This is a genomic window from Vibrio azureus (assembly GCF_002849855.1).
Lineage (GTDB): Bacteria > Pseudomonadota > Gammaproteobacteria > Enterobacterales > Vibrionaceae > Vibrio > Vibrio azureus.
The window spans coordinates 1,313,400-1,337,350 of record NZ_CP018617.1 but is presented as its reverse complement, the minus strand read 5'-3'; the positions used below and the strand labels follow the sequence as shown (position 1 = coordinate 1,337,350).

Below are 23,951 nucleotides of genomic sequence, written 5' to 3'. Positions count from 1 at the left end.
AAGAGCCACTAGTGAAAGTTGAATTCGAAAATAAACCTCTCAGTAATCCTGTATGGATAACTTCAGATTATGTCGTTCAATCGATGGTACTCATATGGCAATGGCTAACAAAAAGTATTTAAAGCTAGCACTGCAATACTAGGAGGTTAAGTGAATTATTACCAATTAAAATGCGCATTTATCGACGATGAAGCTTCATTTTTATTTGATAAAGATGTGAAGAAAATTGTTAGTACAATTGAACTAGGGATTAATTATTACGACATTCCGCCTATGGTTAGAGTGAAACAAGTGTATAAACAGCGAGCGATGTCAGATGTACTTAAAGCGATAGGTTTTATTCCACACCGCAGAGTTGTCGATGAGTTTTTGAAGCAATATATCACTGGAGTTCAGTTTATTCCGGTTACCGTGGATGTTGATGGTGTTCAATATGATGAGTATAACTTCATGAATGTGTTTACTGCTTACTCATTACTAAACGAAAAAGCATCGGGAGCATCTTATTTTGATGATTTTCGTAATGCCTATAGCTCCATTAGTAAATTGACATTCTGTAAAGATAAACTATCAAAAGTGACTATTCGTCATGATGTATTTCGGGTAAAAGAATTTCCTAGAGGCATTGTAATCAACCAAAAAGTTAAAGATATACTGGATGCAAACCAAGTTACTGGCTTGATATGTATCCCTGTGGAGGTCAAGTAATGGAAAACTGGATAAAACAAGCGTTTAATCAAAATGGGCCTTTTGAAGCGACTGATGATAAGAGTCGCTTTGGTATTTTGCCAGGACTTATTCTTGATTTTACTTTGTTTCCTGGGCTGTATATTCATGATGATCTAGACATTTCCGATGACCTACAGACAACACCAGCAATGGTTCGGCTTAACGGAGAGGATGAATGGGAGTTTGAATTTTTACATGCTGTTGCTGTTCACCAAGTTGAGTCATGTCTTGGGCAAGGTGAACAAATCATGCTGGCGTATGATAAAACAGGGCTTTATTTCCACCCTCTCTTAGCAGAGAAGATTACCAACAGCGAGCCTCTACCACGCCTACACCGACAGTTATAGTACTATACGAGACTACAAGCCACTTTGTTTCATGGTGGCTTTTTTAATGATTTTGGCACTTTCTCAGGTGATGGCGTTGATAGTGAGCAAAAAACTCCCCGTGGAAGTTTATTGGTTCGACGCCAATAAAACACATTAATGATTCAATAATAAACATTTCAAACTAGCACTGCAAAACTAGGAGGTTAAGTGAACTATTATCATTTAGAATGCGCATTTATCGATGATGAGGCTTCGTTTTCATTTGATCAAGATGTGAAGAAAATTGTTAGTACAATTGAACTAGGGATTAAATATTACGACATTCCGCCTATTGTCAGAGTTGACCAAGTGTATAAACAGCGAGCGATGTCAGATGTACTTAAAGCGATAGGTTTTATTCCACACCGCAGAGTTGTCGATGAGTTTTTGAAGCAATATATCTCTGGAATTCAGTTTATTCCAGTTACCGTGGATGTTGATGGCGTTCAATATGATGAGTATAGCTTCATGAATGTGTTTAATACTTACTCATTACTAAACGAAAAGGCATCGGGAGCATCTGATTTTAATGTTTTTCGTAATGCCTATAACTCCATTAGAAAGATGGCTTTCTGTAAAGATAAACTATCAAAAGTGACTATTCGTCATGATGCATTCCGGGTAAAAGAATTCCCTAGAGAAATTGTAATTACTCAAAAAGTTAAAGATATACTGGATGCAAACCAAGTTACTGGCTTGATATGTATCCCTGTGGAGGTCAAATAATGGAAAACTGGATAAAACAAGCGTTTAATCAAAATGGGCCTTTTGAAGCGACTGATGATAAGAGTCGCTTTGGTATTTTGCCAGGACTTATTCTTGATTTTACTTTGTTTCCTGGGCTGTATATTCATGATGATCTAGACATTTCCGATGACCTACAGACAACACCAGCAATGGTTTGGCTTAACGGAGAGGATGAATGGGAGTATGAATTTTTACATGCTGTTGCAGTTCACCAAGTTGAGTCATGTCTTGGGCAAGGTGAACAAATCATGCTGGCGTATGATAAAACAGGGCTTTATTTCCACCCTCTCTTAGCAGAGAAGATCACCAGCAGCGAGCCTCTACCACGCCTACACCGACAGTTATAGTACTATACGAGACTACAAGCCACTTTGTTTCATGGTGGCTTTTTTAATGATTTTGGCACTTTCTCAGGTGATGGCGTTGATAGTGAGCAAAAAACTCCCCGTGGAAGTTTATTGGTTCGACGCCAATAAAACACATTAATGATTCAATAATAAACATTTCAAACTAGTACTGCAAAACTAGGAGGTTAAGTGAATTATTACCAATTAAAATGCGCATTTATCGACGATGAAGCTTCATTTTCATTTGATCAAGATGTGAAGAAAATTGTTAGTACAATTGAACTAGGGATTAAATATTACGACATTCCGCCTATGGTCAGAGTTGACCAAGTGTATAAACAGCGAGCGATGTCAGATGTACTTAAAGCGATAGGTTTTATTCCACACCGCAGAGTTGTCGATGAGTTTTTGAAGCAATATATCTCTGGAATTCAATTTATTCCAGTTACCGTGGATGTTGATGGCGTTCAATATGATGAGTATAGCTTCATGAATGTGTTTACGACTTACTCATTACTAAACGAAAAGGCATCGGGAGCATCTTATTTTGATGATTTTCGTAATGCCTATAGCTCCATTAGTAAATTGACATTCTGTAAAGATAAACTATCAAAATTGATTATTCGTCATGATGTATTTCGGGTAAAAGAATTTCCTAGAGGCATTGTAATCAACCAAAAAGTTAAAGATATACTGGATGCAAACCAAGTTACCGGCTTGATGTGTATCCCTGTGGAGGTCAAATAATGGAAAACTGGATAAAACAAACGTTTAATCAAAATGGGCTTATAAGATTTAGTTTCGAGAGACTAGTTGAGAGAGTTGGAATATAAAAATCATCCAGCCAGTCTACAAAATTCTACTCTTGGCTGTGGCTATAAAGCAGTATTCTGTATATTTTATACAATACCATTAATATTAATGTAATCGATTGTATAGTGAGACTTTAGAGCTCTTAGAAGGAATGATTTAATTTTAAATTGAGATCTAATTAAGCTTTTCCAAAATTTTTAGAAATAGAAAGTGCATTTTTACAGCTAATACATAATAATAAAACCTAATTTTACTTCGAATAAGAGTTTATATGGACATCTCTCGAATTTTGATTGATCACTGGGAGGCTGATGAGTGGCCGTGTGGTGTGAAAGATTTGCAATCTCGATTTGTGTTTGTAAATCGAGCGTATAAAATGATGCAGTGTTTACCTGAGAGTTTTAATATCGAAGGACGGCTTGATGGCGAACTGCCTTGCCCCACCTATGAATTCGAAAAAGAGTTTCAAGCTCACGATCAGTTGGTAGCCAAAACATTAAAAACAAAATCATCAATTGAAATTCATCCGTTTTGGAAAGAGAAAAAACTGGAAGCGTGGATTTTTCATAAAAGGCCATTCTATGTGGGTAATGAGTGCGTTGGGGTGTATTTTTGGGCAGAACCTGCGAAAAACATCGATAGTCTTGTGATCCAAAAAGAAAAAGAATCTTCATCTATTGCACTTTCACCACCTAGTGACATTTTTACTGAAATGGAATGGGAAGTTTTGTATCTTTTAATGCAGTTTCACAGTACAAAAGAAATAAGTCTTCGTATGGGTGTGACGGTTTTATCAGTCAGAAAAACAATAGAAAGAATGATGTATAAATCATGTACAAATACAAGAAAATCGTTAATCGATTATTGTATAGCGTACAATATTTCTACATACATTCCTTCGAAATATATCATTAGGCATCAGTTAGTTGGTTAATCAGAGCGTCCTCTGCCTTCAATGCAAATTTTATTAATAACTTTATTGTCCCTAACACAGTATGCGAAATCAAAATTGTTTAATGTTGTATCGCAGTGACTCGGAACTAACACAATTCGATCACCAATAGTTAAATTGTGCTCTTTGTTCTTTGCGTGAATGATGCCGTGCTCGTCTCCGCCTGTTTGATAAATTAGATTGGTGTTGTCAAGCACCGTTGCCATCCCTGAGTCAATAGATAAGGATTTCATTCCAGCATCAATGACTGCGCGCTCTCGTGTAGGAGTGCTGATCACCGTTGCGATGACACTTAACGCGCTTTTGAATTCATTGTTTGAATCTTGATTGGTCTCATCTCCAATAGATAGGTATGACGAATCCATGAAAACATATGAGCCTGCTTGTATTTCTGTATATTCCAAATCTGAATAAGCCTGATAAGTACCAGTACCGCCACCACTTATAATCTCAGGTTTAAAACCGTTTGGAATTAACTTTTCTTTTAGATAATTAAATAAAGGTAGAACGGCTTCTCTTGCTTGCTTGTTTCTACTCTCAAATCCTTTGATGTGCTGCAAATGGCCGCTGTAAGCTTGCAAACCGACATAACTAACGTTACTAAGGGAATTAATTAACTTAATAAGATCGAGTAGTTCATCACCAACTTCAACTCCACAGCGCTTTTGTCCGCTTTCTACTTCAATTAATAACTGAACGCAGACATTTTCCTGTTCAGCTTCTTTGTTTATTTCTATCGCATGAGCTTTATTATCGATAACCTGGATAAACCGAGCATTTGGATGTTTTTTATAAAGTGAAATTAGACGTTTTGTTTTCACTTCTCCAGCAATCGGAGTGGTAATCAAAATATCATCGATTCCAGCGTCAGCCATGACTTCAGCTTCTCCCAACTTTGCAACACAGATCCCTTTTGCACCGCCTAGGATTTGAGCTTTGGCTATATCGGGGTTCTTATGTGCCTTGGTATGAGGTCTTAAATTTAAACCAAGATCATGTGTTTTTTTCATCATTGTCTTGATGTTGAAATCCATATTATCCATGTCGATAATTAAGCATGGTGTATCTAATTGATTATAATGCATTTAAATCTTCCTATTTATTAATTTAAAACCTTATATGATATATTTTATTTTTAAGTTTGTATAGGGTCATTCTGTCCCTATACAAACTTAAAAAAATAACGATAATCAACGTCTGGTTATCTTTATTTTTAAGACTCCCTATTTTTATGAATGAAAAAAGCATATATACAGAGCCTTTATAAAATATAGCTTTGCTTAATATAGCTAATTCAGGTTTCCCCATGTTCCTTGTCCATGGGGACTTTTTATCTTCTGTTATTATTGTTATTTAATTCCTATAGCAGCTGCCTTAGTTGGCGGTCTCTGTGCTGATACTGGAAAGTCAATGAGTCGATAGAAAGACGCTTACCTTTATTCAACATCCTTATCCCCTCAAACCCTTGAATGTTTGACCAGCCCGCTTTCGCACTCTGAAGCCACTGGTGGCTTCGATAAGCTTTTGATAGGAGCGTGGTCAGATTCAATGCCATTGTTGAGATATTTCACTTGTCGATGTTAAACATCTTGGCGTAGGCTGCCTTCAAGCTTGAGACGAGCAATGGTATTACCATAAGACGAATATTTTTCAGTATTCAATGCGTTGGGATGAAAGGAGGTTTTGTCGCGACTTAAGTTTCATCAAGCTGCCAAAAAGAATCAATACGGGTGAATTAATAACAGCGTAGCTCATTGCGGTAGTGCCATACCACCGCACACACTATAAGATAAGTTCAGGGGTGAAATGCCGCCATTTGAATTCAGACTTGGCCATAACGCATTGCTATACCCAAGTAACCTCAAGATGCTGCGTTCAGCGAGATGACCTTAGCTCTCAGGCACGGCAACGATTCGAAGATTTAGTAGCCTACATTGAGAATCGTTAACAAAGTCTGAGAGTTAAGGTCACTCGCCCTTTGGGAGCGTGTCACTGAGCCGACTTCTTGCGTCAGACAACTTGGAGATAGAATACTATCCCGCTTCGTTGTCTTCCTTGAATTCGACTCAGTGACCTCGCTCTGAATCAAGCATCTTGAGGTCACTAGGGTATAAGTGGTGAATCATAGTTAAAGTCTGGCTTTCTGTGAGGTTTTTGCAACCAAGCCCTAGAAAAGTGTCCTGAAAAACTTGAGCAGAATACTCCTACCTTGGAACTTAAAACATTAACAACATAACCCCGTGGGTTCATGGGGCGTTTACAGTTAAAATTTTCTTAGTTAAGGTTAATTGGCTATCAAAGAGGCGACCGTATAGCCGCCGCTTTGAATAGAACATCTTGAGATGACATAGCTCTTGATAAAAACAGATTAATCGCCGATATCAATATGACCTTCTTCAAACTCCCACTGAATATTGTATTTATCGACAAAATAGAAGTATCTAGTATTGCTCACAATATTCGCTACCTTTTTCTTTTCTTCTACATTTTTCTCATTAACTTCATCATGGAAGAAAAATTCATCAGTCTTAATTTGCGATATTTTAAAAGGTCTATATGCCGAGTTTTCAGAAATCATCCTGACGTCTTTGTGTGCCTTAATTCTTTCAAATTCAGAATCAATGTCAGACACACTTAGACATATATGACCCAAAGTCCCTATCATATTGGGGGTTTTATGGAAATGTACTTCTTCCGATACCGGACTATGATACTCCATCAATTCAAGATAGATGTTGGTATTTCCTATTTTCAAGAATTCTATTGAAACATCAACTTCATTGCAATTATCAATAAATCCAGCAGACTTAGAAAACCCTTCGTTTTTAAAGTTATTAAACCTTTGAACAGGTACAGCTGAAAGTAGATCAGCATAATAATCAGATGCTAAATCAATATTATCAACAACAATATTTATATGTCCTAAACCTGATATCATATTTTTACATCCTTTATTTTCTTCACCATTGGTAATAACATGATTGTTATTATAAATAGGAAGGTTATATTTGTAATTATGTTTGTCACAGTAAGATCTATATAGTTATCACCATATACACCTGAAAATGCTAACATGTCAGTAATTACTGTGTAAAATATGATTATAGCCGTTGATGAAACTAGGGATGCTGTTAGATACCCATATTGAAAATACAGTCTTTTGAATAGTGCATAATCCAAAACAAAAGCAATTATTGAACCCAGTATATTAGCGAAGTATAATGTAAAGATAGGGCTAAAAACGTCCTTATATGAATTTGCATGAATTACATAGTCTGGAGAAGGAAGTAATGAAACAATATATGTTATTATTATCATTATTATATTAACAAATGACTCCATTACGATGATGAGCAACACTGTCCTTTTGTCATTAATTAATGCAAAAATATCAATAAGGACAAAACAGAACATATAGGTTAAGGATGAGGGAATTATGTGTATGCCGAAGATGTCTATGATTTTGTATGCAATTATATGGGATGTTATTGATAGGCAAAAAAACAATGACATTATGATAATATTTAGCTCACTCCGTTTCATTTATTACTCTAAATGCTTCCTTTTAACTACTTATACCCAAGTAACCTCAAGATGAGTATAATCTCAACCTTAACTGCTACGTGTAAATTCACTTCTCCTTTTATTCTAACTTCAGTCAGATTTATTATCAATAGCTCAAGAATTATTAGTGGGGAGTATTGTCTATATACAATAATATCACTTCGAAAATAATTCAATTAAGTGTCGGAAATATGTGCTTGTTGCAAAAATGTAATTCGCTTTTGGACAATAGCGAGTGGCAACTCGCTTGAGTTTTATATTTTCGGCCACTTCCAGTGGTCTTGGTACCATGATTTGCAAAAGTAGTCGGCCATTTGAAAGCGTTGGGGTGCAACTCAGGTTCATCTTGAACAGAGCTAATAGCATCATGCTTTTTCTTCAACCTGATGAGTTCAATCGCAAGTTCTTCACTAACAAATGGTGACATTCAACTGAAGGGAAGATTTCGGACGTTATCGCCATTTTTCATATAAGTCACAGAGGTATTTCTTGTTTTTCCTGATTTTCTTAAAAAATGGTCAAATAGCTCTTTGCTTTCTGACGGTTGGTATATACCCAAGTGACGTCTGGCCAATATCCTAGGTGATGGTGTATGAATTTCAGAACAGCTTCTGGGGCTTCGTGTTCCACTTAATAACCAAGATAAAACCAAATCCAAGAACCATATATGCACTAAACCACCACCATAGCCTTGCACATGCGGTATATGTAGCGCCAATAATAACGCTTAAAGGGAGGCCCATAAAGAACAGTATCGGAGCAATCAGATGATCTACCCAAACTGGATCATCAGCATCAGTACCGAATCTTGGTAACCCAATATGTAGCACTGAGTTATCCCAAAGCAATATGCAGCAATAAATGGGAATTGCTATATTGTCACAACACTTTTTTGAACCGTAAATTCAGTAATCTGCCCATCAGATACATTTAATTCAGAGATATTCATAACGATCGTCCTGGGAATTCTTTACCCGATAAGAAATCTGTGCTACTCCCTCGGGGCTGTTGTAAAAAACTAATTAAATTTGCATGCTTAAATGCCAACTCAGCTTATGCGAAGCGTGTAGTTTAAGGAACTAATTTCTACAAACTTTTGTCCAAGAATTATTTATAATTAACCCTCACGCTTTCTTTCACTTTCTTAACGACAAGGTACTTATTGAAAAAAACGGCTTTGTCGCAAACTTTTGGATACTCGGGCATAATTAATCGTAAAATCAATACTAAAGACTAACTCTCATGTTTAGAGGCTGTCACTTTCCCTCAGAAGTTATTCTCGAAACCATACGTTAAACCCGAGCTTGTTGCAAAAAATACTAGAGCAGTCGTTCGGTCATCTTATTTTAACTAGAAATAGCAAGCAACAATAGGAGCTTAGAGTGACTAAAGATTTAAGCAATATGGATATTCCGATTCGACAGATTAGAGCAGTTTATGACGATAGAACTATTCGTGTCTATCAAGCATATAATCATGCAATCGCTAATTCAGCATTGGAGCATGGTACGTTCGTTTCTCCGCCTTTTAAGATGAAACGCATGACTTGGATTAAACCCTCTTTTCTATGGATGATGTATCGCTCAGGTTGGGGAGAAAAAGATAAAGGACAGAACCGTATCTTAGCTATAGATATCACCAGAGAAGGTTTTGAATGGGCATTAGAACATAGCTTGCTGAGCCATGATGCTCAAAATTATGCAGAAAAAGAAGAGTGGCTAAAAATAAAAAATGCGACCCCGGTAAGGATTCAATGGGATCCTGAGCGAGATTTGTATTCAGAGCCTCTGGCTCATCGTGCGATTCAAATAGGGCTCACTGATGAAGCCGTGGATCTTTATGTAAATGAATGGATTGAAAACATTTCCGATGTTACAGACTTAGCACGAGAAATTAAATATAAAGTTGATGATAATCAGATGGATGTTGTAAATAGGTTGCTCCCTAAAGAGCATGAGTACCCTTTGACCCCAGTTTTAAAAAATAAATTAAAGATGGTCTAATTAAAGGTCTTGTTGAGAAAACTAAAGATTTTCTGAGGTGCTTACCTGAGTACCTCATTTTATGCCTAGGATATGAACTTTAGAGTCATACCAAAGGGCGCACCATTAAATAAGTTCGGGGGGAAATATAGCTATTTTAATCCAGATTTGGCCATAAAACATTATTCAGTGTTGAATCATAGTTAAAAATCGGCGGGTTGTGAGGGGTTTGCAACAAGCCCCAATGCAAATGGCAAAAAGATCATCGCTGATGGCTTCTACGCTATAACTCAAGTATAAACATTGGTTTGTCTTCCCCAGTACGTGGGGTCGAGTACGGAAACAGAGCATCATCGAAGCGAATGGAGAACCTGATTATACGCCTAAACCCATCACGTGCCCAATTGCAGCGTAGCTGATCTGTTCCTCTTCAGTTCTTTAGTGTAGATTCTTTGAAATCGTTAAACATCAAGGCATAGCTAATTAACCTACAATTAATGAGTTTTTAATCGAGTCATCCTCGTCTAATTTTTCCATTTTCTTTTGTAGTTCTAGGTGAGCAGGAAGCTTTCCTTCATTAAATTGCCAGTGGGTAGCACCTAGAACACTGATGTCGTAATAGTCATGATTCCATCGCTGAAAATCCTCACTGCTTGTGAATGATTCAGGTAGCGATTCTACATAAGAGCCCGGGCGATAGGGAATACCGACTTTCTCACCAATGGTCATACATTCATGATAGGAGTGCATACCGCCACCAACCAGATAACCAACGATAGCCATCATATACTGCTTTTTATCTTCCATTTCAGTGAGAGGACCAAAAGCCTCAGCAGCTTGCAGTAAAGTGCCCGTTGTTCCTGATATTCCCGCACCAAAAAGAAGGTTTCTTGAGTCAATATCATCAAAAAATTTATTGGCTTCTGGGTGGTTGGTTCGGTTAACGTCACGCTCAAACATATCGACACCACGGTTTCTCGGTTGCTCAAAGCTTCCCACAATGTTCGCATTTTTATCGCTAGCGATACCTATAGTGTGTGATGCTTTTGGTTTTTCTGCCCGGTTAACTCTTCCGCGGATATTTTTTGAATCAAACCAATCTTGTCTTACTGTCTGACCAAGAGCCTCATACTTTGTGAGTTGCTCGCCACCGAGTTTAGGCAGCACTTTTCGGCCTACAGCATCGTGAATTGAGATCTTCTGGTCCAAAGAACCATTATCAAGCGTATCCAGAATTTTATCCCATACGTACTTATTAGAATGGGTTTTAATATTCTGCTCTGAGATACGCCCAAAAGACAGCCCGCCATCAGTAAAGAAATAGTGGCCTATCCCTTTGACAACGGCATCCATCGTTTTTTCAGGGTTACTTTTAAAGTTGTCCATCAGATACTGGTTGATACCTTCGGACACTTTCTTGACCGCCTTTTCTGTGTACTGACTTTTACTCAGTGCGAACGCACCTAGTTCTGATGCCGCTAGCCTTCTACGTTCCTGACTTACTTCAGTAGTATAAGGCTTGAGGTCACTGGCAACTTGATTAAATCCGCGATGCTCTCCGGTTTTAGCGTAAACGACGGTAGAGTTTGAAGTGATACCGTAAGGAACATAGGACTCTTCACTTGAACGTGGAAGTTTACTATCCTGAAATTCGCGTTTTACAACACCTTCTTTGTTGTCGAAGTCACGGATCATAAAACTCTTATCTAGCCCCCTCTCTTCGGATGTCTGGAGACCCTTGGTCACCAACTTTAGGCTGGAAATCGATTGATGGATCTTACGCTCTTTACCCGAAGGATGTTGCCTTCGCATCAAAAGCAAACTTTGCGATTTCTCATTAATAGAAAAAAGTTGAGTTAACTCTGCTAAATTTTTTATGTGACTAACGTGGATTTCCGGAGTTGTACTATCAGAATGCTGGGCTTTTGGAACGGTAACGTTAAAGGGATTAACTTTAATCATCATTTAAGTCGCTTTATCAAAAATATGGGGGTGACCCTAGCATTAACTATCAGCAATTAGTCGTGTGAACTTCTGAATTTTTATGTGAAAACATCTTTCTTTGTTACTTTCTCGCTCGTGTTCGATAAGCCGCCTACCTATTACGCTTATGAGAAAAGAAGAAATCCACCGTTTCCCCACGTTTATTGATGGTTCGATAGAGGTAATGCCATTTGCCTTTAACCCTGACGTAAGTTTCATCAAACTGGCAGGAAGAATCAATGCAGGTGAATTGATGTAGTGGCATAGTGAATTTGGCCACCTGATTAGAGGTGTTAGAATACACCTCGTACACAACAGGTGAAACTATGACAAAACGTACAAGAAGAACTTTCAGTCCCGAGTTTAAGCTAGAAGCCGCTCAATTAGTCACTGACCAGGGCTATTCCGTTGCTGAAGCAGCGAAGGCGATGAACGTAAGCAAGTCTGCAATGGATAAGTGGGTTCGACAGCTCAAGCAAGAGAAGCAAGGTGTCACACCAAAAGCTTCGCCACTTACCCCCGAACAGATCGAGATCCGTGAGCTCAAAAAGCGGATTGCCGAGCTGGAAGAGCATAATGAAATCATAAAAAAGGCTACAGCTCTGTTGATGTCGGACTCACTGAAAAATTCTTGATAATCAAGAGGCTCAAACAGAGCTACAGCACTTTAAAACTATGTCGCATATTTGGTGTTCATCGCAGCAGCTATAAATATTGGCTGGAACGGCCAAAAGATATACCAGCGCATGAAGTTCGAGTTAGAGCGCTCGTTCAAGAAGCTCATAATGTCAGTAATGGTTCTGCTGGGGCTCGAACTGTTGCCGATATCGTCACCAATATGGGCATTAGCCTAAGTCGATATCGAGCGACTAAGATTATGAAAATACTCGGCTTAGTCAGTCGACAACTGCCCAAGCACAAATATCGGAAACAGCCGCTAGAGCATGTAGAAATCTCGAATCATTTGGAGAGACAATTCGCTGTCACAGCTCCAAATCAAGTATGGGTAGGAGACGTCACTTATGTTTGGGCTGGGAGTCGTTGGGCTTATTTGGCGGTGGTCATCGACTTATTTGCTCGAAAGCCTATTGGCTGGGCTATGTCCTTTTCGCCCGATAGTCAGTTGACAGTCAAAGCGTTAAAGATGGCTTATGAGTCACGAGGAATGCCTACAGGAGTGATGTTCCATAGTGATCAAGGAACGCATTACACGAGTCGAAAATACCGTCAGGCCCTATGGCGATACCAAATTAAACAGAGTTTATCTCGTAGAGGTAACTGTTGGGATAATAGTCCGATGGAGCGCTTCTTTAGAAGCTTGAAAACAGAATGGGTGCCAGCCAGTGGTTATTGTAGTTTAGATGAAGCTTGGCAGAGCATCGTTGGCTATATCATTAGATACTATAGTCAAATCAGGCCACACCAGTACAACGGTGGCCTAACTCCAAATGAGTCGGAACGACTTTACTGGGAAACTTACAAAACTGTGGCCAATTTTAGTTGACCACTTGTATGTTGAGATTTTGGATGATTAGCTATCACCAAGCTCTAAAATCAGTGAGGATGCTTGACCACATAATGCTAGACATTGTTCTGTAGATTATCCCCTGATTTTACTTACTCAAATACTGGATGGTATCCAAGCGCATAGCTCGGTAGCTAATGATGCTGAATGTACAAGTGGAGTCGTTGATATGAGTATAAATGTTGGCATTGATGTAAGTAAGGGAAGTCTAGATGTTTGTGTACTTAACAATCAAACCAAGAGCGGACAACGATATCGTAAGTTTAAGAACGATAAAGAGGCTCATTCTGACTTGAACTCTTGGTTGCTAAAAACAGCAAAGTGTAAAGCAGAAGATATCTTAATCACTATGGAGGCGACTGGTGTCTATCATGAGCCAATAGCTTTTTACTTACATATGGCTGGTTTTTTGGTGTTTATATCTAACCCCGGCAAAGCAAAAAAGTTCTCTCAATCATTGGGCCTTATACATAAGACCGATAAATCGGATTCATATATGCTGGCTTTGTATGGTGATGCACAGGGAAGCCGAGCTCATCTGTGGACACCAGATAGCCTAAACGTAAGGAATATCAAATCATTATCTCGTCGCCTGAGTGCTTTAGAAAAGGATAGACTGAGAGAATCAAACCGTTTGGAAGCTAGTGAAATCAGTGATGCTCATGAGCGAGTGATATGCTCGATAAAGCGCGTCATTAGCTTAATCGACGAAGAAATAGCCTCGATTGAGGAAGAGATTGATCTAGCAATTAGATCAGACCCTACCATGAATAAAAATCATCAACTATTACAAAGCATCGTTGGTGTTGGTAAGGTCATGTCTCGCGAACTTGTTTACTTATTCAGTGCTAAACAGTTTTCTAGTGCAAAGCAGGCCGCAGCTTTTGTTGGGCTCATCCCTAGACTAAATGAATCGGGAAACCTCAAAGGTAGGACTACCTTGAGTAAGGTTGGCCCATCAAGAGTTCGTGCTAAATTGTTCTTGGCGGCGGTAAGTGCTAGCACCCACAACCCTGATATTAAAGAGCAGAAACGAAGGTTGCTGGCAGCAGGTAAAACCAAAATGCAAGCGCTTGGAGCGGCAATGAGGAAACTTATTCAGATTTGCTTTGGGATACTCAAAACGCAGACTGAATATCAGCCCCAAACGAGCTAGAACTATGCTTGCTGATTAAGTTGAGAGATGGTATCTACAGCTCGGCTCATCACGACGTAACCAAAAATCAAACTGGCCCTTATTCAACATCCGTATTCTCTCAAGTTGGGGTCCCTTGGTGCAATCGATGCTGTAGATTTGGAGAAATAGATAATGCAAAAAAAAACTGAAGAGTATTTAACCTCCATTGGTTGGAGCAGTGAGCGCATAGTTGAATTACCGGAAGAATATTCAACGTATTCAATCAATGATAATGTCAAAAGCATTCTAAGAAATATATACGGTCTCACTTTAATTGATTCGGATGGTTATAAGAGACCTTTACTCCTAACGAGTAAGAATTTTGATCGCGCAAAAGAATATGTTTTAGAAGTTATTGAGGATTATAAACTCCCGTTAGATTTATACCCAATTGGCAGAATGTCCGAATTTGCAGCTTACCTATATATAGATAAACATGGGAATTTTTATTACTCAGATGGAGAACTATGTTTTTTGGGTTCAAATCTAGATGAGTTTATTGAAACGATAGTTTTCGAGGAGAGGGATATGATCGGGATTGACGAGCCTGAACCTTGTTGTTGCATCAACTACCCAGAAGAAATTAAGAGCAAATTAACATCCTCACAAAGGCTCACTTATTTTGATGGGCAAACACCGGCCCCCTGGTTGTATGACATCGAATTAGGTTTTATTCCACTCTAAATCGGTCTGTTGCAACAAGTAAAGTTATATCTGGGGTGTTCTTATGAGCACCTCATTTTTATTCTCTGGTTAATAATGTTTCCAGAGCCTGTGTATCTAAACATTGACCTATGTCTTGATGAGTATTGTCACAGCCTAAACAGGACATTACTAAATTGCGCCTACACCCTTGGTGCGTATTAAGTGACGTTACGTTAAATGAATCAATAAGAAGGAAATATAAATGGGGATGGCAATATTATTTTTAGGCTCTATAAACGCCTTCAAATTCGGAGTGTTTGGACTTTTTATGGGACTGCTGATGCTTTTCATTTTTTGTGAAATCTTAAAGAGTAGTGCGCATAGGATTTTACTCGTATTGGCTTCTACCCTATTTTTCGCTTAGATAGACTTGTTGCAAAAATTGAAGATGTGTCTGAGGTGCCTATCTGAGCACATCTTGTCATGCGAAGATTCCAAAGATATTAGAGAGTTCATTGGTGAGGCTACATTAGGTAAAAAATAGTGGTCAACGGTTCACCCATAATTGTCCCTTTAACCTTGTTAATTATTTGTAATAAGCTCCACTAAATCAATAACCTCTAAATTCACAAAAAGTGACAAAAGTCACACTATGCGTTTTTTATATATTTCGCCTATTCTCTACGTCATTATGACTAGTGTAATTTTAAATGGTTTTGTAGCAAAATTTCGGATATTTCGGCATAATTAGTCATAAATATAATAAATACCTACTCTCATTTTTAGAGGCTGTCATTTTCCTTTCTAAGTCACTCTTGTAACGATTCGCTGCTACCTCGCTTACAAGCTCAGTTACAGAGAATATGAAAGAGAATAGGCTTTTCAGAACTCTAAATATTTTTTCTATAGAAACTTCAATAACCAGCATACATGCATTTATGTTAACTATATATGACCTTAAACCAAGGTTTCAAAACTTACTTAGGCCCATCGTTTTAAAGCTTGCTGAAAAAGGAGTTAGCGCTAATCAGGTGACTTGGTTTACCTTGCTACTATCAATTTTATGCGGTTGGGCAATTTATTTAAACCACGGTTCAGTGTGGTCCTTATTGCTCTTATCTATCGTCCTGTTTATCCGAATGGCGCTAAATGCAATTGATGGTATGCTTGCTCGCGAGCACAACATGCAAACAAAAAAAGGTGCAATGTTAAATGAAATGGCTGACGTTATCGCCGATACTGCGATGTATCTACCGTTAGCTGTATCCTCAATTGTTTCACTTAATCTAATAGTAGTATTTGTCATTATTGGTATATTCACCGAAATGGCCGGCGTAGTAGCCCAGACAATTAATAAAGACCGTCGATACGATGGCCCGATGGGGAAGAGTGATCGGGCCTTTTTAATGGGATTATTGGCATTGTTATTAGCATTTGAACTGATATCTGAAACTTGGTGTGCCTATTATTTAGCCATAGGTACATTGCTAGGTTTAGTCACACTCTATAAACGCATGAGAAATGGGTCAAGAGAATGAGCTCCTCTATTGCAAATAATCAGGTTGATACTATGAATAAAAAAGCAGAAAGTTTTACGACTTTTGATGGCCAGTCATTATCTTATAGAGTTTGGAAAGGCACCAATAGTAATGGTAAAATATTGTTATTTTTACACCGCGGGCATGAGCATTCTGCTCGTTTAGAAGAGATAACAAAAAATACAGCCTTCAATGGCTATACTATTTATTCTTTTGATAGTAGAGGTCATGGTTACAGCGAAGCTAAACCCACTTTCGAGTTCATGAATTTAGTACGAGATTTAAATTCATTTGTCTCATTTATTTGTATCCAAGAAAAAAAAGAAGAGCAATATATATTTTTGATTGCAAACTCAGTATCAGGTGTTGTGGCTTCAACATGGGTACATGACTATGCCCCCAAAATTGCGGGTATGGCTTTGGTAGCTCCTGCCTTTAGAATTAAGCTCTATATACCTTTTGCAAAGCCACTGCTAAAGCTTGCCTTACTATTTAAGCCAACGCTTAACATCACCTCTTACGTAAAATCTAAATTTTTGACTCACAATAAAGCTGAGCAAATAAAATATGATAATGACGATCTTATCACCCCAAATATTCCAGCTCGTCAATTAACAACTTTACTTGATACTGGCGAACGTATTGTCGCTGACGCAGCCATGATCACAACTCCTACCTTAGTGCTTTCAGCTGGTAAAGATTATGTCGTAGATTCAAAAGTCCAAGGAGATTTTTATTCACAATTGTCATCTCCATTAAAGCGCTTTATCGAATTAGAAAGTTTCTATCATGGAGTACTTTATGAAAATAATGCTCAATTAGTTTTTAACGAAATAGCACAATTTGCAAATGAGGCATTTGACTACAACTCTACAGATGTCAGTGAGAAATTGATCGACGTGGCACAGCAAAAGTGCGATAAGATTTGTTACGGTTCATTGCCAATAACCACCCGCATTAATTACGCAGTTCAACGTATCTCACTCAAACATTTAGGTTTTATGAGTAAAGGTATGGAAACAGGCCTGCAATATGGATTTGATTCTGGCGTAACTTTAGATCACGTCTACAAAAATCAAGCAGAGGGCGTCACTATACTAGGAAAACTGATTGATAAAGTATATCTCAACAACATTGGTTGGAAGGGTATTCGCCAACGTAAAGCGCATAGTATCACAGAAATAAAAAATAAAATAATATCCTTAAAAGCCACTGGCAGAGAAGTCAAAATACTTGATATTGCTGGCGGTCCAGCACGTTACCTTATCGAAATTGCAGATGAATTTAGGGACATAAAAATACAAGTCAGAGATTACCAAATACAAAATATTGAACAAGGCCGTCAACTTGCAGAGCAGCGTGGATTAACCAATATAATTTATGAGCAAAGTGACGCATTTAATATTGAAAATTACAATATTGAGAAATTTCAGCCTAATATAGTTGTTATATCCGGAATATTTGAACTGTTCCCAAACAACCAGTTAATAACTAACGCAATACAAGGAGTGGCTTCAATTATTGAAGATCTTGGGTATCTAATTTATACAGGTCAACCATGGCATCCTAATTTACGACAAATTGCTCATGTTCTGGGTAACCACCAAAAGAACAAATGGGTAATGCGTTGCAGGAGTCAATACGAGTTAGATAAATTATTCAGCCAATATGGCTTCGAAAAAGAAAATATGCACATTGATAACTGGGGAATATTTACCGTTTCATCGGCATTATTCAAGGTGCAATAATGTCAGTATTTGATCCTGCAATGCAAGCGCAGAGTACCTTAAAAGAGCGCGTCATTTGGATGATATACCTTGGCGCAGTTTTCTTCTTATTGTATGGATCAGCAAATGAGTTTGCTAATATCACTTCCCCACATTTATCAGTTTTCTTTGAATGGGAGCGTAGCATTGAGTTTAAGCCTGTGTTCATTATACCTTATATGTCTTCGGACATTGTGTTTATCTTTGCATTCTTACTCGCACAAACTCGTGTTGAACTCCGTGAATTAGCTCTGCAAACTCTGTTTATTGTTCTACTGTCTGTATCATTATTTATTATTTTTCCGTTACAATTTTCATTTGAAAAGCCGGAAGTGAAAAGATTTATATTTCTATTCAATTTATTAGAAAACGACCAGCCTTTTAATCAGCTTCCTTCCTTACATGTAAGCTTTGCTGTTGTATTTTGGTTTAGCATGAAGAAACACATCCTTAACCCCATCGTTAAGTTAGCATTATTAGGTTGGTTAATACTTATTATTGCTTCTACACTATTCGTATATCAACATCATTTTTTAGACATACCAACAGGGCTGTTAGTTGGACTGCTTGCTGTCCACATCATAAAAGAGGACAAAAATGACAAATTAATTAACCAGTTCATGACACCAAGGCATTTAAAAGTGGGCATTTATTTTTTATTGTTAAGTACTTTAATCATGTTTCTAAGTTTTACAGTAAGCCCAGTGTTTATATACTTTTTTCTCTGTACTTTTGGTGTCAGTCTCATTTATGCATTTGGAGCAAACCACCTATTAGTTGCTAATGATGTCAAAGTTGGAATTATACAATGGCTGTTATTTACTCCATACTTTTTAGGTTGTAAGCTATCTTGGATTTTTTATAAACGCTCGCTACCCTTACTTGCAAAAGTCGATGAAGGGCTCTATTTAGGGCGTCATCCAAGTGCACACGAATATACATACATTGAGACATTAGGCATTAAACACGTGATTAACTTAGCAACTGAATTACAGCTAAATAAAACGTTGTTAAACCAACATCGTCTTAACTTTCTTGATCAAACAATTCAAAGCTCAGCATCTTTACACCAAGCAGTATTATTAATTGAAAAATACAGAACTGAGGGGGTTTACGTACATTGTGCGCTGGGCTTGTCTCGCTCGGTATTGGTTATCTGGGCGTGGCTACTGTTTAAAGGCAGAACTAACCATGAAGCGGTAGAGCAGTTAACCAAAATTCGTCCTCGTTATGTACAATCAAAGTATATGCAGATTAATATTGAGATGTATCAAGCATTTTTAGAGACTCAACAAACACGCAACGCTGCCATAATTTGAGCGGGCTTGTTGCAAAAATTGATGATGTGTCTGAGGTGCCTATCTGAGCACCTCTTTTCATGCGTAAATTCCAAAGATATTGAAGAGTTCATTGAGGAAGGCGGATCTCTTCTGCCCCCTCAGCTTTGGCTCATCACGACGTAACCAAAATCAAACTGGCCTTTATTCAACATCCTTATCCCCTCAAAACCTTGAATCGTTGACTAAGCCCGCTTTCGCACTTTGAAGCCACCGGTGGCTTCGATAAACTTTTTGATGGGTGCGTGGTCAGATTCAATGCCATTGTTGAGATATTTTACTTGCCGATGTTCTACATCTTGCCGTAAGCGGCCTTCACGCTTGAGACGAGCAATGGCGTTCCCATAAGACGAATGTTTGTCAGTATTCAATGCGTTGGGATGAAAAGAGGTTTTATAGCGACGTAGGCAGCGTTTGAGAAATTGATAAGCGGCCTCTTTATTACGCTTGTGAGAGAAGAAAAAATCCACCGTTTCTCCACGTTTATTGATGGCTCGATAGAGGTAATGCCATTTGCCTTTCACCCTGACGTAGGTTTCATCAAGCTGCCAGGAAGAATCGATGCGAGTGAACTGATAACGGCGTAACTTCTTATGTAGGATAGGCCCATAGTGGATAAACCAACGATAAATCGTGGAGCGATTCACAAATACACCGCGTTCGGCCAACATATCACTGAGGTTTGCGTAGCTCATTGCGGTAGTGCCATACCACCGCACACACCATAAGATCAGTTCAGGGGTGAAATGTCGCCATTTGAATTCAGACTTGGCCATAACGCATTGCTCAGTGATGATTCATAGTTAAAGTCTGGCGGGTTGTGAGGTTTTTGCAACAAGCCCCTTCTGTCACACCTCTAGCTATATTTGTGACATAACCATATTGTTTTTTATGAGGACGGGTATTATTTGTGAGTATTCGGATTTCTATCTGTAATAAGCGGGAAGGCAAAGGCTTCCCGCACATCAAAAATTCGACTAAGAAGCGATCATTTTTGCGAAGAAATCATTATACTGAGAAGTTCTGCTTAGATTTGAAGGGTCATCAAGCCTGAAGTTAGGCCCGAAAACAATTCCCAAGTTATTCGCATCCATTTTATTCACATCACTGTAAGCTGCGACTTGTTTTCCAAGCATAATAGCATCTTGAGCGATTTTAGGCATTTCGTCTAATGCTGGCAAATCCAGCTCATCACGTCCCCGGCTCTCTACCATGGTATCAACCATCTTGCTAATACTTTCGGCATCTTCTTCTGACAAGTTATCTCTGATATTCTGTTTAAAAGTACTTCCAAGGGCGTGAGGTCCAGTACCTTCGAAACCTTCCGTTCTTGCAGATTTCTTCAGTTCATTTATTTCCCCAAAGCCTCCAGATAAACGAAGAAAACCCACTTCTTTTAGAATGTCCTCATTCCCGCTAACAAAGGCAAGGATTGCTTCATTTTGTGCCATGGCAGCCTTGGCTTTATCTTGGGGTAACACCTTTTCTTTTACAAAATTCAGAATGTTGTTAAAGAGACTGCTTAACGAATCATTGATTCTAGCAAGGAAATTGGTAACATAAGTCTGTGAAGGCATTCTACCTTTACCTACTTCTTCGGCCTTGAGTGGTGTTTCAGCCAGCCTCACTGAGCGTGTTTCTCCAGCCAACTCTAGCTCGTTTTCTTGTGTCACCTTACCGCTATTTGCTTCTGCAACCTGTGTCTTAGATTGATCGTTCACCTGAGGTGAAATTACTGGCTTGCTTCCTGATAAACTCATGATCATATTTTTATCCTCTATTTCTATTTTTTAACCGCTAATTGTATGAAGCGCTCTCGGTGGTACCGAAAGTTGCTCGTCAGTTTCATTTTTATTGAGCTTCGCTTGAATCGCTTCGGTAGAAGAGACCATAGCTTCCAGTTGATCCAAAATAGTTTGCTCTGTTATTAATGGTATTGATTGTCTATTCCAAAGAATAAACTTCTCATTTTTTTGATCATATGAAAAAATGGGTTGAACTAATTGCTCAGAGAAGTGATTTTCGTTTAGAGCATTTAGTTGTGTGTCAGAACTGACTTTTGATTCATTATCCAGCAAAGAATAAATAATTAAGTGACCTTTTGGGAACTCTTTAAAATGGTATGTAAAGTTTCCGATCTCTAGAGAGATAATCTCTTTGTTTAAATCTTTAGCGTTGGCATTAAGACCGACTTTTTTTAATAATAATTGAAAACAGTTTGTTAAGTTACCCATTTTTTAAAACCAAATTTATTCTAAATACATAATTGATGGTGGTATTGTAGGTAGATTTTATTGGCTGGTTTATCACATTTAGATTTTTAATTTTTATATAAAAGGCGAAATGTAAAGCTGTACTGCTCATGGAGCTATGTTGATTTCTGGAAGAGAAAGGGTTATGTCGCAAATATAGCTGGAGATGTAACAGACAGGCTTGCTGCAAAAATTGAAGATGTGTCTGAGGTACCTATCTGGGTGCCTCTTTTCATGCATAAATTCCAAAGATATTGAAGAGTTCATTGAGGAAGGCGGATCTCTCCTGCACCCTCAGCTTCGGCTCGTCACGACGTAACCAAAAATCAAACTGGCCTTTATTCAACATCCGTATTCCCTCAAAACCTTGAATCGTTGACCAAGCCCGCTTTCGAACCTTGAAGCCGCCGGTAGCTTCGATAAGCTTTTTGATGGGAGCGTGGTCAGATTCAATGCTATTGTTGAGATATTTCACTTGTCGATGTTCTACATCTTGCCGTAAGCGGCCTTCACGCTTGAGACGATCAATGGCGTTCCCATAAGACGAATGTTTGTCAGTATTCAATGCGTTGGGATGAAAGGAAGCTTTGTAGCGACGTAAGCAGCGTTTGATAAATTGATAAGCGGCCTCTTTATTACGTTTATGAGAGAAGAAAAAATCCACCGTTTCTCCACGTTTATTGATGGCTCGATAGAGGTAATGCCATTTGCCTTTCACCCTGACGTAGGTTTCATCAAGCTGCCAGGAAGAATCGATGCGAGTGAATTGATAACGGCGTAACTTCTTATGTAGGATAGGCCCATAGTGGATAAACCAACGATAAATCGTGGAGCGATTCACGAATACACCGCGTTCGGCCAGCATATCACTGAGGTTTGCGTAGCTCATCGCGGTAGTGCCATACCATCGCACACACCATAAGATAAGTTCAGGGGTGAAATGCCGCCATTTGAATTCAGACTTGGCCATAACGTATTGCTCAGTGACTAATCATAGTTAAAGTCTGGCGGGTTGTGAGGTTTTTGCAACAAGCCCCCCCTGGCCGTAGCTTTCCCTTTCCTAGTCGTACTTCTATGTACTGGGAAACATGTCATGTGACTTATGATCAAGCTGTCGAGATGTTTAACGCTCAAACAGCAACACAACAAGCAATGGGACAAAACCCTATCGTCTCCTCAACTAAGTTAAAGCGGGTTAAGTATTCTTCTATTCATGAAGCTCAAGTGGAATACTCAAAGCAAACGATAGAAAAATCGTTGGACCTTGAAAAAAGAATTCTTGAGGTTAAAGAAACAGGTAACCAAAGTGCCAAGAGCCTAGTTGATCATATTAATAGCTATGATGCTCCTACGGTTGACGGCATTAAGGGCTCTGATGAAACTAAAACAAAAAGTGTTGGTGATGATGCTGCAGCACCAGAAATAGCCCCTCCTAAGGTCTTTACAAAATCTTCGAAGCTTCCCCATCGAGAGCGTGTATTATCAGAGAGCTCTTCTAGTGACATACCAGTTATAAACATGGAGGCCGATAGGATCGCAAGCATAATCGGAAATACGCCCGCAATTTTTGAGATTATAGAAAACCCAAATGCTGATGGAAGCAAACCATTTTGGGAAAGTGGCATGCTTAATCCAATAGAGTCGAGCGAAATATATAACGTTATGGCTACTAAGTACGGCATTGACCCAGATTGGCTAAAGGCTATTGCTTACATGGAAAATACCCATGGTTTTTATGACGGCATTTTTCTATTGAACTTGGTAAACACATCTTACAGGCCAATGAACGTGCGATATAAAACGTGGAGCAAATTAGCCGATGAACTTGGTTTTAGTGAATGGCAAGTTCAGTATCGCGTGGAATGCAATGTCGAGTTGGGGGCGTTGATTCTATCTAGAATAATAGACCGAGTGCCAAACCCAACTATTGAAAAGATCGCTTCAATCTATAATTATACGGGCAAGGAAAAAGTTTCGGATTATGGTATGCATGTGAAAAGAATTTATGAGGATAGGCTATGGGAAAATTAATCGTGGTCATTACATCGCTCCTCTTTTGCTCGTTTTTTTTCTACATAGCCATCAATCACGACTTGTCTGATTTTTGTAACGTAAGGTCAAGCGAACATTCTTGCTTGTCGTGGGACGTTGAGACAACCTCCGTATTTATACTTACTTATTTGTTTCACGGCGCCTTGATAGGGATGCTATTAAACTACTTGGTCA

The 23,951-nt window shown here is 38.6% G+C and carries 21 protein-coding genes and 3 pseudogenes; 14 read left to right on the top strand and 10 right to left on the bottom strand.

Translation table 11 applies throughout. From position 1 onward, the window contains the following. The first annotated feature begins 150 nt into the window (after positions 1-150). The 6 genes from BS333_RS19780 (at position 151) to BS333_RS19755 (ending at position 3,938) form a co-directional block, all read left to right on the top strand. Entirely contained in the window at positions 151-708 is a 558-nt protein-coding gene (locus BS333_RS19780) for an imm11 family protein (RefSeq protein ID WP_021710786.1), read from the top strand. Next, the gene (locus tag BS333_RS19775) at positions 708-1,076 is read left to right on the top strand and encodes a hypothetical protein (protein ID WP_021710787.1); all 369 of its coding nucleotides are present in this window, start codon (positions 708-710) and stop codon (positions 1,074-1,076) included. Before BS333_RS19780 ends, BS333_RS19775 begins: the two co-directional genes overlap by 1 nt. Positions 1,077-1,265: 189 nt before the next feature. Further along, entirely contained in the window at positions 1,266-1,823 is a 558-nt protein-coding gene (locus tag BS333_RS19770) for a hypothetical protein (RefSeq protein WP_021710788.1), read from the top strand. Further along, positions 1,823-2,191, top strand: a complete 369-nt coding sequence (locus tag BS333_RS19765) for a hypothetical protein (protein ID WP_021710789.1) — start codon at positions 1,823-1,825, stop codon at positions 2,189-2,191. The genes BS333_RS19770 and BS333_RS19765 overlap by 1 nt, the downstream gene beginning before the upstream one ends. 189 nt (positions 2,192-2,380) lie before the next feature. Then, positions 2,381-2,938, top strand: coding sequence for an imm11 family protein (locus tag BS333_RS19760; RefSeq protein WP_021710790.1), 558 nt, complete (start codon positions 2,381-2,383; stop codon positions 2,936-2,938). 337 nt (positions 2,939-3,275) lie between these two features. Then, on the top strand, positions 3,276-3,938 hold the full coding sequence (locus BS333_RS19755) for a helix-turn-helix transcriptional regulator (RefSeq protein WP_021710791.1): 663 nt from the start codon (positions 3,276-3,278) through the stop codon (positions 3,936-3,938). Here BS333_RS19755 and BS333_RS19750 read toward each other — a convergent pair. From BS333_RS19750 to BS333_RS22680, 4 genes and pseudogenes are all read right to left on the bottom strand, one after another. Then, positions 3,935-5,041: a DSD1 family PLP-dependent enzyme gene (locus tag BS333_RS19750; protein WP_021710792.1), complete on the bottom strand. Its 1,107-nt coding sequence runs from the start codon at positions 5,039-5,041 to the stop codon at positions 3,935-3,937. The two genes, BS333_RS19755 and BS333_RS19750, sit on opposite strands and share 4 nt — an antisense overlap. A 275-nt stretch (positions 5,042-5,316) precedes the next feature. Next, positions 5,317-5,735, bottom strand: a pseudogene (locus BS333_RS22380) (DDE-type integrase/transposase/recombinase). Positions 5,736-6,324: 589 nt separating this feature from the next. After that, the gene (locus tag BS333_RS19730) at positions 6,325-6,894 is read right to left on the bottom strand and encodes a VOC family protein (protein ID WP_021711877.1); all 570 of its coding nucleotides are present in this window, start codon (positions 6,892-6,894) and stop codon (positions 6,325-6,327) included. Continuing rightward, positions 6,891-7,370 carry a VUT family protein gene (locus BS333_RS22680; RefSeq protein ID WP_227739120.1) on the bottom strand — a complete coding sequence of 160 codons (480 nt, stop codon included), beginning with the start codon at positions 7,368-7,370 and terminating at the stop codon, positions 6,891-6,893. Before BS333_RS22680 ends, BS333_RS19730 begins: the two co-directional genes overlap by 4 nt. A gap of 1,532 nt (positions 7,371-8,902) precedes the next feature. Between BS333_RS22680 and BS333_RS19710 the strand changes: the two genes are divergently transcribed. Then, positions 8,903-9,523 carry a DUF4291 domain-containing protein gene (locus BS333_RS19710; RefSeq protein ID WP_021711875.1) on the top strand — a complete coding sequence of 207 codons (621 nt, stop codon included), beginning with the start codon at positions 8,903-8,905 and terminating at the stop codon, positions 9,521-9,523. A 462-nt stretch (positions 9,524-9,985) separates the two neighbouring features. Here the strand turns inward: BS333_RS19710 and BS333_RS19705 are convergent, their stop codons facing one another. Together BS333_RS19705 and BS333_RS19700 are read right to left on the bottom strand one after the other, a co-directional pair. Next, positions 9,986-11,467 (bottom strand): hypothetical protein, encoded by a 1,482-nt coding sequence (locus tag BS333_RS19705; protein WP_021711874.1) that lies wholly within the window; start codon positions 11,465-11,467, stop codon positions 9,986-9,988. Between the two features lie 133 nt (positions 11,468-11,600). Further along, a pseudogene (locus BS333_RS19700) lies at positions 11,601-11,741 on the bottom strand (DDE-type integrase/transposase/recombinase); the annotation flags it as partial. Positions 11,742-11,811: 70 nt separating this feature from the next. Here BS333_RS19700 and BS333_RS19695 point away from each other — a divergent pair. The 6 genes from BS333_RS19695 (at position 11,812) to BS333_RS19670 (ending at position 19,455) form a co-directional block, all read left to right on the top strand. Beyond that, positions 11,812-12,989, top strand: a protein-coding gene (locus tag BS333_RS19695) for an IS3 family transposase (RefSeq protein WP_101903966.1) whose coding sequence is annotated in 2 segments (ribosomal slippage) — positions 11,812-12,079 and positions 12,079-12,989 — 1,179 coding nt in all. Because the reading frame shifts where the segments join, the coding sequence is not laid out codon by codon here. A 190-nt stretch (positions 12,990-13,179) separates the two neighbouring features. Continuing rightward, positions 13,180-14,166 carry an IS110 family RNA-guided transposase gene (locus BS333_RS19690; protein ID WP_039990897.1) on the top strand — a complete coding sequence of 329 codons (987 nt, stop codon included), beginning with the start codon at positions 13,180-13,182 and terminating at the stop codon, positions 14,164-14,166. Between the two features lie 153 nt (positions 14,167-14,319). Then, positions 14,320-14,871, top strand: coding sequence for an SUKH-3 domain-containing protein (locus BS333_RS19685; protein ID WP_101903965.1), 552 nt, complete (start codon positions 14,320-14,322; stop codon positions 14,869-14,871). 824 nt (positions 14,872-15,695) lie between these two features. Then, complete coding sequence (locus tag BS333_RS19680; RefSeq protein WP_217995539.1) at positions 15,696-16,370, top strand: CDP-alcohol phosphatidyltransferase family protein; 675 nt, start codon at positions 15,696-15,698, stop codon at positions 16,368-16,370. A gap of 32 nt (positions 16,371-16,402) precedes the next feature. Next, positions 16,403-18,118, top strand: coding sequence for a bifunctional alpha/beta hydrolase/class I SAM-dependent methyltransferase (locus BS333_RS19675; protein ID WP_033004576.1), 1,716 nt, complete (start codon positions 16,403-16,405; stop codon positions 18,116-18,118). Further along, the gene (locus tag BS333_RS19670) at positions 18,118-19,455 is read left to right on the top strand and encodes a dual specificity protein phosphatase family protein (protein WP_021711883.1); all 1,338 of its coding nucleotides are present in this window, start codon (positions 18,118-18,120) and stop codon (positions 19,453-19,455) included. The genes BS333_RS19675 and BS333_RS19670 overlap by 1 nt, the downstream gene beginning before the upstream one ends. Positions 19,456-19,512: 57 nt before the next feature. On the opposite strand, the pseudogene BS333_RS19665 reads toward BS333_RS19670, so the two are convergent. The 4 genes and pseudogenes from BS333_RS19665 to BS333_RS19650 all read right to left on the bottom strand — a co-directional run bounded on the left by BS333_RS19665 (position 19,513) and on the right by BS333_RS19650 (position 22,695). After that, a pseudogene (locus BS333_RS19665) lies at positions 19,513-20,249 on the bottom strand (IS6 family transposase). Positions 20,250-20,450: 201 nt separating this feature from the next. After that, a complete protein-coding gene (locus BS333_RS19660; protein WP_021711879.1) occupies positions 20,451-21,239 on the bottom strand; it encodes a RhoGAP domain-containing protein in 789 nt (262 codons plus the stop codon). A gap of 24 nt (positions 21,240-21,263) precedes the next feature. Then, positions 21,264-21,707, bottom strand: a complete 444-nt coding sequence (locus BS333_RS19655; RefSeq protein ID WP_021711878.1) for a CesT family type III secretion system chaperone — start codon at positions 21,705-21,707, stop codon at positions 21,264-21,266. 250 nt (positions 21,708-21,957) lie between these two features. Beyond that, positions 21,958-22,695 (bottom strand): IS6 family transposase, encoded by a 738-nt coding sequence (locus BS333_RS19650; RefSeq protein WP_101903964.1) that lies wholly within the window; start codon positions 22,693-22,695, stop codon positions 21,958-21,960. Positions 22,696-22,820: 125 nt separating this feature from the next. On the opposite strand from BS333_RS19650, the gene BS333_RS19645 reads away from it, so the two are divergent. After that, positions 22,821-23,756, top strand: a complete 936-nt coding sequence (locus BS333_RS19645; protein ID WP_039991356.1) for a hypothetical protein — start codon at positions 22,821-22,823, stop codon at positions 23,754-23,756. Positions 23,757-23,951: the final 195 nt, after the last annotated feature.

Excerpts from the sequence above, each read along its gene's own strand:
- BS333_RS19775 (WP_021710787.1), top strand. The coding sequence starts at position 708 with ATGGAAAACTGGATAAAACAAGCGTTTAATCAAAATGGGCCTTTTGAA.
- BS333_RS19765 (WP_021710789.1), top strand. The coding sequence starts at position 1,823 with ATGGAAAACTGGATAAAACAAGCGTTTAATCAAAATGGGCCTTTTGAA.
- BS333_RS19755 (WP_021710791.1), top strand. The coding sequence starts at position 3,276 with ATGGACATCTCTCGAATTTTGATTGATCACTGGGAGGCTGATGAGTGG.
- BS333_RS19750 (WP_021710792.1), bottom strand. The coding sequence starts at position 5,041 with ATGCATTATAATCAATTAGATACACCATGCTTAATTATCGACATGGAT.
- BS333_RS19730 (WP_021711877.1), bottom strand. The coding sequence starts at position 6,894 with ATGATATCAGGTTTAGGACATATAAATATTGTTGTTGATAATATTGAT.
- BS333_RS22680 (WP_227739120.1), bottom strand. The coding sequence starts at position 7,370 with ATGTTCTGTTTTGTCCTTATTGATATTTTTGCATTAATTAATGACAAA.
- BS333_RS19705 (WP_021711874.1), bottom strand. The coding sequence starts at position 11,467 with ATGATGATTAAAGTTAATCCCTTTAACGTTACCGTTCCAAAAGCCCAG.
- BS333_RS19690 (WP_039990897.1), top strand. The coding sequence starts at position 13,180 with ATGAGTATAAATGTTGGCATTGATGTAAGTAAGGGAAGTCTAGATGTT.
- BS333_RS19685 (WP_101903965.1), top strand. The coding sequence starts at position 14,320 with ATGCAAAAAAAAACTGAAGAGTATTTAACCTCCATTGGTTGGAGCAGT.
- BS333_RS19680 (WP_217995539.1), top strand. The coding sequence starts at position 15,696 with ATGAAAGAGAATAGGCTTTTCAGAACTCTAAATATTTTTTCTATAGAA.
- BS333_RS19675 (WP_033004576.1), top strand. The coding sequence starts at position 16,403 with ATGAATAAAAAAGCAGAAAGTTTTACGACTTTTGATGGCCAGTCATTA.
- BS333_RS19670 (WP_021711883.1), top strand. The coding sequence starts at position 18,118 with ATGTCAGTATTTGATCCTGCAATGCAAGCGCAGAGTACCTTAAAAGAG.
- BS333_RS19660 (WP_021711879.1), bottom strand. The coding sequence starts at position 21,239 with ATGATCATGAGTTTATCAGGAAGCAAGCCAGTAATTTCACCTCAGGTG.
- BS333_RS19655 (WP_021711878.1), bottom strand. The coding sequence starts at position 21,707 with ATGGGTAACTTAACAAACTGTTTTCAATTATTATTAAAAAAAGTCGGT.
- BS333_RS19650 (WP_101903964.1), bottom strand. The coding sequence starts at position 22,695 with ATGGCCAAGTCTGAATTCAAATGGCGGCATTTCACCCCTGAACTTATC.